The sequence below is a fragment of the Nocardia sp. NPDC004168 genome (assembly GCF_040610355.1).
GTDB classification, from domain to species: domain Bacteria; phylum Actinomycetota; class Actinomycetes; order Mycobacteriales; family Mycobacteriaceae; genus Nocardia; species Nocardia sichangensis.
The window spans coordinates 201,802-211,703 of record NZ_JBEXME010000012.1; the positions used below are offsets into that span (position 1 = coordinate 201,802).

Below are 9,902 nucleotides of genomic sequence, written 5' to 3' on the forward strand. Positions count from 1 at the left end.
AGGCGCTTACTCGGCCGCGACACGCAAAAGGCGCCCATTCGCGGTCGAATGGGCGCCCTTCGGCTGGCGTGCGGTGGCGTTACGCGACGCCCTCGGCGCGAGCGGCGGCGGCGACCGCTTCGGCGACGGCCGGAGCGACCCGCGGGTCCAGCGGGCTCGGCACGATCTTGTCCGGGCCGAGTTCGTCGGCGACGACGCTGAGGATGGCGTCGGCGGCGGCGATCTTCATGCCCTCGGTGATCCGCCGGGCGCCCGCGTCCAGCGCACCCTTGAAGACGCCGGGGAACGCGAGCACATTGTTGATCTGGTTCGGGAAATCGCTGCGGCCGGTGGCCACGATCGCGGCGTACTTGCGCGCCACCTCGGGGTGGATCTCCGGGTCCGGGTTGGACATGGCGAACACGATCGCCTCCGGAGCCATCGACGCGATGAGCTCCTCGGCGATCAGACCGGCCGACAGGCCGAGGAACACGTCGGCGCCTGCCAGCGCCTCCGCCGCGCCGCCGGTGAGGCCGCGCGGGTTGGTGCGGGTGGCCAGCTCGGCCTTCACCTCGTTGAGGTCGCCGCGGTCGGCGCCGACGATGCCCTTCGAATCGAGCACGGTCACGTCGCGGACACCGGCGGCCAGCAGGATGTTCGTGCACGCGACACCCGCAGCGCCCGCGCCGGACACCACGACCTTGAGGCCCTCGATGCCGCGGCCCTGCACCTTGGCGGCGCCGTTGAGCGCGGCGAGCACCACGATGGCGGTGCCGTGCTGGTCGTCGTGCATCACGGGGCAGTCGAGCGCCTCGATGACGCGCTTCTCGATCTCGAAGCAGCGCGGCGCGGAGATGTCCTCCAGGTTCACCGCGCCGAAGCTCGGCCGCAGGCGGATCAGCGTCTCGACGATCTCGTCGACGTCCTTGGTGTCCAACACGATCGGGATCGAATTCAGCCCGGCGAACTTCTTGAACAGCGCCGCCTTGCCCTCCATCACCGGAAGCGAGGCGCGCGGGCCGATGTCACCGAGGCCGAGCACGGCGGTGCCGTCGCTGACCACGACCACGAGCCGATCGGTCCAGGTGTAGCGCTTGGCCAGCGCCTCGTCCTCCGCGATCGCGCGGCTGACCTGGGCGACGCCCGGGGTGTAGGCGATCGACAGATCGCGCTGGGTCTCCAGGGGCGCACTGAGTTCGACCGAGAGCTTGCCGCCGAGATGTCCCGCGAAAATTTCGTCGTTTGTGATTTCGGACAAGCTTGCCGTGGAATTCGGTGCATCAGTCACAGGTGACACGATTTCACTCCTGCTCGGGTCGGGCTAAACCGGGGGACGGTTACCACCGGGTAATGGGTATAAGGGGTTTCACGACGCTCATCGGGTGCGCTGACCGGTGCGTTTCGAGCTGGCTGCGAGCGGCGAACGCGACTTGCCGAGTTCTCGATGGCGGGCGCGGCACTGATCCGCGAAGCAGAACCGAGCGGGTGCGCCCGGACAGAACGTGCGGTGCGATCTCGCGGGTCGCGACGGTACGTCGGCGAGGCGGAGACCTCCGTGATTCCCTCACCCGGCGGTGGCGGAGGCAAGGAATCCGACACATTCTGCCAGTCCGGTAGGCAAGTTGCCAAACCGGTTACCCCCTGGGCCGTGTCGCGCTCCATCACCCAACGTTATGGGGCGGGAATTACCCTCAGGTAAGCGGAAACTCCCCGTTCAGCAGTCGCGCGCGGTGAGCGATCGCACCGCTCGGGGCGGCGGCGGTGTGAGTACCAGCGGGCCGAGCGCCGCCCGGCGGCGCTCTGTCAAGCGACGATATCGCGGGGCTGCTCCGGCATCGTCCTCTGCGCGTCCGGGCGCACCCACACGCTGCGCACACCACCGGACATCAGTCGCGTCCGCCAGGTGTCGGACGCGCCGGGATGATCGGTCCTGCGGTGCATGCCGCGGCTCTCCGTGCGCGTCAGCGCGCTGTATTTGGTCCAGCGCGCCACCGCGAGCAGCGCGGCGGCCTGCCGGGCCCGCAGCAGGTCGGCGCCGCTGCCGCCGAGGTCGAATTCCGCCCCGGGCCACATGCCGTCGAGTTCGCCGATGCTGTCGCGCAGGCTGCCCGCGCTGCGCCAGTAGCTGCGCCGCAACGGCAGAGTGTGCTCTTGGACGAGGCCGACCACCGCCCTCGGATCGATCCGCGCCACGGCGTTGAGCCCGGCTCCGGTCACCTCGCGCGCCGGGGCACGCCGGTCCGTCGTCCGGGCGAATTTCGCCGCGCCCGCGCCCGCCCAGACGCCGGAAGCGATCGCCCACGCCGCGCTCAGTCCGCCGAATCCGCTCACCGCGCCGGTGAGCGGCTCGCGACTGACCACGTCGCCCGCGGCGAACAGGCCCGCGACGGTGGTCGCGCATTCCGGTCCGGTGACGCGCAGTCCGCCGGTGCCGCGCACGGTGCCCTCCAGCACGGCGCGCAGCGGCACCCGTTCGGCACGGTCGACGAAGCCATGGCGCGCCAGCCGGGACCGGAGGGCCACCGGGACGTCGTCCAGGGCGGCGAAAACGCGCTGACCATCGGCGATGGCCGCGAGCGCCGCCGAGCGATGCCCGGGCAGCTCGACGCCGGATTCGTCGTAGAGCGGGGCGTACCGCAAGGCGAGATTCCGCAGCGCGGTCGGCTCGGCCTTGCCTGGCGGAATCAGGCTGTAGGCGCAGGAGAACTCCATCCCGGACAGCTCGGCGCCCGCTTCCACGGCGAACAACAGACCGTCGCCGGTGTCCACGTCGGTGCCCGCCGCCCCGGACAGGAACGCGCAGCCACCGGTGGCCACCACGACCGCACCCGCGCGCACGGTCCAGCGCCCGAACCCGTCATGGGGGCGCAGCCCGGTGGCGCCGCGCACTACGCCGTCGCGGTCCACCAGCAGTTGCAACGCCGGGTGATGATCGAGTACCCGGACCCCAGCTTCCCGCACCGCGCGGCGCATTCGCCGCAGGTAGCGGGCGCCGTCGAGATAGCTGCGCCGCCTGGCCGGCCCCGCGGGGTCACCGGCGATGTGATAGCCCCAGCGGGCCAATTGCTCGACCCGCTGATGACTTTCCTCGAGCACGCGGTGCATCCAGTCCGGATCACCCAGCGCGCCGCCGTGCGCGTGCCCGCGCCGGACCGCCTCGTCCCGCGCCGGGCCGGGCGGAAGGTGCCACAGCGAGATCGCGCCGTACGCCGTCGGCCCGCTCGACCCGCAGCGCGCCTTGTCGACGAGCACCACGGTGGCGCCGGCCGCGGCGGCCGAGACGGCCGCCCAGGTACCGGCGGGACCACCGCCGAGTACCAGTACATCCGTCTCGAGTTCGGTCATAAAGAAAAATGTTCGGGCACAATTCATCGGCCCGCAACCAAAACTCGGGAGTCAGCTCCACCATTGCGTCCACAGCAATAGTCCAGCAGCCAGAAAAACGATCATCGAACCGGTAAAGGCGGCCGAACCACGATGCCGGTCCGAATATATCTGCGCCGCCAGGGCGACCACCGCGGCCGCCACGTGCCAGGCCACCGATTCGGCACCGGGACCGGGGAAGCCGCGCCGCTGCGCGATGACCGCGGCGCCGACCACGACCAGCATGCCCACCACGACGCCACCGGCGACGACGCCGCTGAGGCCGCGCACGAATCTCACGCGGCGATCACCGGCACGCCGGAGGCCTTGCCCACCAGCTTCTCGAATTGCGTTGCGTCGGTGGTGAACTCGCCGAGCCGAATGGTCTTGTTTGTGCCGTGATAGTCCGATGAACCGGTGGTGAGCAGGCCGAGTTCCGCGGCGAGATCGGTGAGCAGCTCGCGGTCGGCCGCGGAGTGGTCCGGGTGCGCGATCTCCAGGCCGCCGAGCCCGAGCGCGGCCAGCTCCCGGATGTCGTCGACGGCGAGCAGCCTGCCCCGCTTGCGCGCCCTGGTGTGCGCCAGCACGCTGACTCCGCCCGCGGTGGCGATCATCTGCACCGCGCGACGCAGCGGGGTGTCGGCCTTCTCGGCGTAGTAGGGACCGTGCGGGGCGAGCAATTCGTCGAACGCCGCGTCCACGCTGGGCACCACGCCCGCGGCGACCAGCGCCCGGGCCAGATGCGGGCGCCCGGCCGACGGCCCAGCCGAGGCCAGCACGGCGTCGGGATCGATCGGCAGTCCGTCGGCCGCCATCCGCTCGGCCATGGCGCGCAGCCGTTCCACCCGTTCGGCGCGCAGCCGCTCACGTTCCTCGGCGAAGCCGCGATGGGTCGGGTCGAACAGGTAAGCCAGCAAATGTACGGGCACCGGCCAGCCATCCTCCCCCAGGCCGACGCAGGACATCTCCATGCCGCGGACCAGCGTCAGCCCCTTCGGCAGCGCGTCGACCGCTTCCGACCATCCGGCCGTGGTGTCGTGATCGGTGATCGCGACGACGTCCAGGCCCGCGGCGGCCGCGTTCCGTACGAGTTCCGCCGGAGTATCGGTGCCGTCGGACGCGGTCGAATGGGTATGCAGGTCGATGCGCACGCCTTCAAGTCTTACAGTGCTGCGCCGTCCCCCCGCACGCGCAGGCGACGTTCCGCCGGCCTGCGGCGACGTAGCATCGTCAGCGTGCCGTCCTTTTCTCCGCTTTCCTCGCTTCGTGGATCCGGCCGGACGCCGTCGCAGTCCGAGCAGCGGTTCATCCCGGTTCCGACGGCGCAGGCGATCGTCGACTGCGCCGTGTACGTGGACGGAAAGCGTCTGCCCGGACGGTTCACCCACAAGGCCGCACTCGCGCGAGCCCGCGAGGAGCCGAACGGGTTCGTCTGGGTGGGCCTGCACGATCCCGACCAGACGCAGATGGAAGACATCGCCGCGACGTTCGGCCTGCACCAGCTCGCCACCGACGACGCCCTGCAACGGCACCAGCGGCCGAAACTGGAGCGCTACGACGATTCGCTGCTGCTGGTGTTGCGCACGGTCAGCTACGTCCCGCACGAGATGAACAGTGTCAGCGAGATCGTGGAGACCGGCGAGATCATCGTGTTCACCGGTCCCGACTTCGTGGTCGCCGTCCGGCACGGTGAGCACTCCGGACTGGCCGAGGTACGCAAGGCGCTGGAGGAGGACTCCGCGCAGCTGGCCCTCGGACCGGGCGCGGTGCTGCACGCGATCGCCGACCGGATCGTGGACTCCTACATCGACGTGGCCCAGTCGGTCGAGAACGACATCGACGAGATGGAAGAGGAGATCTTCACCCCGCGCAGCAAGGTCACGGTGGAATCCATCTACCAGCTCAAGCGCGAGGTGGTCGAGCTGCGGCGCGCGGTGAATCCGCTGGCCGCGCCGCTGGAACAGCTCAGCCGCAAAACCGATCTGCCGGTGCCGAAGGAGGTCCGGCGCTACCTGCGCGATGTCGCCGAGCATCACGCCGCCGTGGCCGAGCGGATCAACGACTTCGACGAGGCGCTCAGCGCGCTGATCAGCGCCGCGCTGGCCCGGATCGGCGTGCAACAGAACACGGATATGCGCAAGATATCGGCCTGGGTGGCGATCGCGGCCGTGCCGACGATGATCGCGGGCATCTACGGAATGAACTTCGACCACATGCCCGAACTGCACCAGGTCTGGGGTTATCCGATGGTGTGGGTGCTCATCCTCGCCATCTGCACCGGCTTGTTCTTCACCTTCCGCCGCAACAAGTGGCTGTAGCCGGGCTAGGCATCACAAGCTGGCGGCGCCGCGCCTCGGGTCGCGCACATCGATGCCCGCCTCCTGCCAGGCCTCCCGCAACGCCTGCGCGCCCCGCACCCGGACCCAGGCCGCCTCGGTCGCGGTCACCGGCGTCACCGCGAAGTACCGCACCGGCTCGGCCGGCTCGGGCAGCGGCACCTCGGGAATGTCGCTCTCACCGAGCAGAACCGCGGTGAACGGCGCGTCGCGCCACATCGGCTCACCCAGATCCATCAGTGCGTCCGCTTGCAGCACAACACCTTCCACGACCGGCGCCGCGGCGAGCACGCCGAGCGACTTGGCCAGGCCCGAGCTGGCTCCCACACCGGACCGCAACGTCAGCACGAGTTCCGCGCGCGGGCCGCGCACCGGGTCGGCGTGCACCGCGGTGGGATCGCCCATGGGATGCCTGCTGCCGCCCAGCGTCACGTAGTGCACCAGATCGTCCTCGACGATGCGCAGGATCTCGATCGGCTCCAAGCCCAGAAAAGTGACCGACGCGGCGTCGACGTTCGCGGCGTCCACACCGAAATGGCCCAGCACCTCGGTGCGGACCGTCTCCAGCACTTCCATACGTCAGATCGCCAGCCGCGCGAGCATGTCCCGTGCCTGCTCGGCCGACTTCGGATCGCACAGCACGTCGTAGCGGCCAGCCACCAATTGCATGGTGGACGCGAAGTCGCGCTGACCCCTGGTCGCCGCGTACGGGATCGAGGTCGAGATCAGGCCGAAGATGATGCCGCCGACCAAGCCGACGATCAGCGGGCCCAGCGCGCCGCTGGTGGTGAACAGGCTCAGCAGCAGACCGAGGAACAGGCCGAGCCAGGCGCCAGACACCACGCCGCCGCCGATCACCTTGCCCCAGGTCAGCCGGTAGAGAACCCGCTCGACCTGCATCAAGTCGACACCGACGATGGTCACGTCCTGCACCGGGAACTGGTTGTCGGCCAGATAGTCGACCGCCTTCTGCGCCTCGGCGTAGGTCGGGTAGGAGCCGACCGGCCAGCCCGACGGAGGCGTCGGGAGGGCCTGCCGCGCACGGCTCGAGTTCCCCAAGGGATTCGTCATAGTTCCATTCTGCTATTCCGACGCATCCCGCGGTGGTGTGAAACGCGTGGTGCGCGTCATTCCGGCGGCGCGGCCCTTTTCCGCGATCACCTGGGCCATCTTGGCGCTGGCCTCGTCGATCATCTCGTCGCCGAGCATCACCGCGCCGCGGGCGCCGCCCGCCGCCGAGGTGTGGAAGGCATAGGCGTCCAGGATCTCCTCGGCGCGGTCGTAGTCCGATTGCCGCGGGCTGAAGATCTCGTTGGCCGCCTCGATCTGACCGGGGTGCAGCACCCACTTGCCGTCGAACCCGAGCGCGGCTGTGCGCGCGGCGGCTCGGCGGAAGCCGTCAACATCCCGGATCTGCAGGTACGGGCCGTCGATCGCCTGGAGGCCGTGGGCGCGGGCGGCGAGCAGGATGGTCATCAGGATGTGGTGGTAGGCGTCGCCGGTGTCGTAGCCCTCCGGCTGTTCGCCGACCACCAACGTGCGCATGTTGATGCTGGCCATGAAGTCCGCCGGGCCGAAGACCAGGGTCTGCACCCGGGGACTCGCGGTGGCGATCGCGTCGATGTCGCGCAGTCCCACAGCGTTCTCGATCTGCGGCTCGATGCCGATCCGTCCGACGTCCAAGCCGCAGGTCTTCTCCAGCTGGGTCAGCAGCAGGTCCAGCGCGCGCACCTGGCCCGCGTCGGTCACCTTGGGCAGCAGGATCGCGTCCAGCCGCGCGCCCGCGCCCTCGACCACGGAAATGACGTCGGCGTAGGTCCATTCGGTGGTCCAGTCATTCACCCGGACCACCCGGAGTTGCGTTCCCCACCCGGAGTCGTTCAGCGCCGCGACGATGTTCGCCCGCGCCTCGGCCTTCGCGACCGGAGCGACCGCGTCCTCCAGATCGAGGAACACCTCGTCGACGGGCAACGTCTTGGCCTTCTCGATCATCTTCGGGTTGCTGCCCGGGCACGCGAGCACCGAACGGCGTGGCTTCATGATCACTCCCGTCGATCGTGGCGGGATGCGAACACCCGCGCGCGAACATCTAGCCTTGGCAGCATGGCAGCTACCAGGGTGTACGTCGCCAGGCTGGCCGGTTTGGCGGTACTGGGACCGGACGGGGAGTCTATCGGCCGGATTCGTGACGTCGTCGTGGCCGTGCGGTCCGACCGCCAGCAGCCCCGCGTGCACGGCCTGGTCGTCGAACTGCCCACCCGGCGGCGCATTTTCGTGCCGATCCTGCGGATCACCGCGATCGAGCCCGGCGTGGTCACGCTGAACACCGGAACGGTCAGCCTGCGCCGTTTCACCCAGCGACCGGGCGAGATGCTCGCCTTGGCGCAGATCGTCGACTCGATGGTGCGGGTCGATGACCCCGACCTGCCCGACCTGGCCGGCGTGGACGTCCACGTGGCCGATCTCGGCATCGAACAGGCGCGTTCCAGGGATTGGCTGGTCAGCAGGGTGGCCGTGCGCGGGCACCGCAGGCTTGGCCGCAGGCGCACGGTGCACGTGGTGGACTGGACCAGGGTGTCCGGCCTGACGCCCCACGAGATCGGCAGGCCGGGACAGGACGTGACGCAACTGCTCGAACGGTTCGAGGGCATGCGCGCGGCCGACGTGGCACAGCAACTGCGCGAGCTGCCGGAGAAACGGCGGATCGAGGTGGCCGTCGCGCTGGACGACGAACGTCTGGCCGACGTGGTGCAGGAACTGCCCGACGACGAGCAGGTCGAGTTGCTCAGCCACCTGGAGGTGCGCCGGGCCGCCGACGTGCTGGAGGCGATGGACCCCGACGACGCCGCCGACCTGCTGGGCGAACTGCCGGAGGGCGAAGCCGAATCGCTGCTCGCCCTGATGGACCCGCAAGAGTCCGAGCCGGTGCGCAGGCTGCTCGAGCACTCCCCTTACAGCGCGGGCGGCTTGATGACGCCCAAGCCGGTCATTCTCACCCCCTCCACGACGGTGGCCGAAGCTCTGGCGCGCGTGCGCAACCCGGACCTCACTCCCGCGCTGGCCTCCATGGTGTTCGTGGTCCGTCCGCCCACCGCTACGCCGACCGGCCGCTACCTCGGTTCGGTGCACATCCAGCAGTTGCTGCGCGAACCACCCGCCCACCTGGTGGGCGGGATCCTCGACACCGATCTGTCGACGTTGCGTCCCGAACTGCCTCTGGCCGCGGTGACCCGGTACTTCGCGACCTACAACCTGGTCTGCGGACCGGTGGTGGACGAGGAGAATCACCTGCTCGGCGCGGTCAGCGTCGACGACGTCCTCGACCACCTGCTGCCCGAGGACTGGCGCGACCAGGAAGAAACCGACGAACGGGGCGGAGCGTGAGCCCGCACGACCCCGCGCACGCCCGAAAGGACACACCGTGAGCGAGAACGACCCGGGCGTGCGGCTCGGTCACAGCAGGGCCCGCCAACGGCTGGAGACGCCGGTGGAAAGCCGGTTCCGATTGGAGTGGGACGCCGAGGCTTTGGCCCGCAGCAGCGAGCGGGTGGCGCGATTCCTGGGGACCGGTCGGTATTTAGCGGTTCAGACGATCGTGGTGGTGGTCTGGATCCTGGTGAACATCTTCGTGGTCGCGCTGCGCTGGGACCCGTATCCGTTCATCCTGCTGAACCTGGCGTTCTCCACTCAGGCCGCCTACGCGGCGCCGCTGATCCTGTTGGCGCAGAACAGGCAGGACAACCGGGACCGAGTCGCCCTGGAGGAGGACCGGGTGCGGGCCGCTCAGACCAAGGCGGACACCGAGTTCCTGGCCCGGGAACTCGCATCGCTGCGCATCGCGGTCGGCGAAGTGGCCACGCGCGATTACCTGCGCCGGGAATTGGAAGAGCTGAAAGGAATTCTGGACCGCATGGAGTACGCGGAATCCCCGGATCCGGAGAGCCGGACGGACAGCGCAGGAAAGGGCGGTCGCAAGAAAACCTCCGGCCGAAAGCCCGCTCCGGCATCGGTTTCACCGTCGGTAACCAGTGATCAACCGGAAATACCGAATAAGGACCTGACTGGTGGGTAACCTGGACAACGTTGTCCAGAGCGGCTTGGGCAGGGGATGTCCCGGACGGCCGCTCCCACGACGTCGAGGATTGGGTGTGGCCGAATGCGTGTATCTGCTCCGATAACGGTCTCGGCTTTGGTTGTTGCTGGTGTGGTGGTGAGTGGTTCGGG

General features: G+C 69.3%; 10 protein-coding genes. 3 read left to right on the forward strand and 7 right to left on the reverse strand.

The window, feature by feature from the left end; all coding sequences use genetic code 11:
• Window positions 1–79: 79 nt before the first annotated feature.
• The 4 genes from ABZW96_RS22415 to ABZW96_RS22430 form a co-directional block, all read right to left on the reverse strand.
• Complete coding sequence (locus tag ABZW96_RS22415) at window positions 80–1,267, reverse strand: NADP-dependent malic enzyme (protein ID WP_355077345.1); 1,188 nt, start codon at window positions 1,265–1,267, stop codon at window positions 80–82.
• A 515-nt stretch (window positions 1,268–1,782) separates the two neighbouring features.
• A complete protein-coding gene (locus tag ABZW96_RS22420) occupies window positions 1,783–3,324 on the reverse strand; it encodes an FAD-binding protein (protein ID WP_355077347.1) in 1,542 nt (513 codons plus the stop codon).
• Window positions 3,325–3,375: 51 nt separating this feature from the next.
• Window positions 3,376–3,642, reverse strand: coding sequence for a hypothetical protein (locus ABZW96_RS22425; protein ID WP_355077348.1), 267 nt, complete (start codon window positions 3,640–3,642; stop codon window positions 3,376–3,378).
• Window positions 3,639–4,493 carry a PHP domain-containing protein gene (locus ABZW96_RS22430; RefSeq protein ID WP_355077350.1) on the reverse strand — a complete coding sequence of 285 codons (855 nt, stop codon included), beginning with the start codon at window positions 4,491–4,493 and terminating at the stop codon, window positions 3,639–3,641. The genes ABZW96_RS22425 and ABZW96_RS22430 overlap by 4 nt, the downstream gene beginning before the upstream one ends.
• Before the next feature lie 75 nt (window positions 4,494–4,568).
• On the opposite strand from ABZW96_RS22430, the gene ABZW96_RS22435 reads away from it, so the two are divergent.
• On the forward strand, window positions 4,569–5,660 hold the full coding sequence (locus tag ABZW96_RS22435) for a magnesium and cobalt transport protein CorA (RefSeq protein ID WP_355077388.1): 1,092 nt from the start codon (window positions 4,569–4,571) through the stop codon (window positions 5,658–5,660).
• 12 nt (window positions 5,661–5,672) lie between these two features.
• Here the strand turns inward: ABZW96_RS22435 and ABZW96_RS22440 are convergent, their stop codons facing one another.
• Genes ABZW96_RS22440 through ABZW96_RS22450 form a run of 3 tightly spaced genes read right to left on the reverse strand, consistent with a single transcriptional unit; the run spans window position 5,673 to window position 7,718 of the window.
• Window positions 5,673–6,254, reverse strand: coding sequence for a suppressor of fused domain protein (locus ABZW96_RS22440; protein ID WP_355077352.1), 582 nt, complete (start codon window positions 6,252–6,254; stop codon window positions 5,673–5,675).
• Between the two features lie 3 nt (window positions 6,255–6,257).
• Window positions 6,258–6,749, reverse strand: a complete 492-nt coding sequence (locus ABZW96_RS22445) for a general stress protein (protein ID WP_039800517.1) — start codon at window positions 6,747–6,749, stop codon at window positions 6,258–6,260.
• Between the two features lie 12 nt (window positions 6,750–6,761).
• On the reverse strand, window positions 6,762–7,718 hold the full coding sequence (locus ABZW96_RS22450) for a CoA ester lyase (RefSeq protein WP_355077354.1): 957 nt from the start codon (window positions 7,716–7,718) through the stop codon (window positions 6,762–6,764).
• 63 nt (window positions 7,719–7,781) lie between these two features.
• Between ABZW96_RS22450 and ABZW96_RS22455 the strand changes: the two genes are divergently transcribed.
• Both ABZW96_RS22455 and ABZW96_RS22460 read left to right on the forward strand, forming a co-directional pair.
• Complete coding sequence (locus ABZW96_RS22455) at window positions 7,782–9,062, forward strand: CBS domain-containing protein (protein ID WP_355077356.1); 1,281 nt, start codon at window positions 7,782–7,784, stop codon at window positions 9,060–9,062.
• 58 nt (window positions 9,063–9,120) lie between these two features.
• Window positions 9,121–9,750, forward strand: coding sequence for a DUF1003 domain-containing protein (locus tag ABZW96_RS22460; protein WP_355077389.1), 630 nt, complete (start codon window positions 9,121–9,123; stop codon window positions 9,748–9,750).
• The last annotated feature ends 152 nt before the right edge of the window (window positions 9,751–9,902 follow it).

Excerpts from the sequence above, each read along its gene's own strand:
- ABZW96_RS22450 (WP_355077354.1), bottom strand. The coding sequence starts at position 7,718 with ATGAAGCCACGCCGTTCGGTGCTCGCGTGCCCGGGCAGCAACCCGAAG.
- ABZW96_RS22445 (WP_039800517.1), bottom strand. The coding sequence starts at position 6,749 with ATGACGAATCCCTTGGGGAACTCGAGCCGTGCGCGGCAGGCCCTCCCG.
- ABZW96_RS22440 (WP_355077352.1), bottom strand. The coding sequence starts at position 6,254 with ATGGAAGTGCTGGAGACGGTCCGCACCGAGGTGCTGGGCCATTTCGGT.
- ABZW96_RS22455 (WP_355077356.1), top strand. The coding sequence starts at position 7,782 with ATGGCAGCTACCAGGGTGTACGTCGCCAGGCTGGCCGGTTTGGCGGTA.
- ABZW96_RS22420 (WP_355077347.1), bottom strand. The coding sequence starts at position 3,324 with ATGACCGAACTCGAGACGGATGTACTGGTACTCGGCGGTGGTCCCGCC.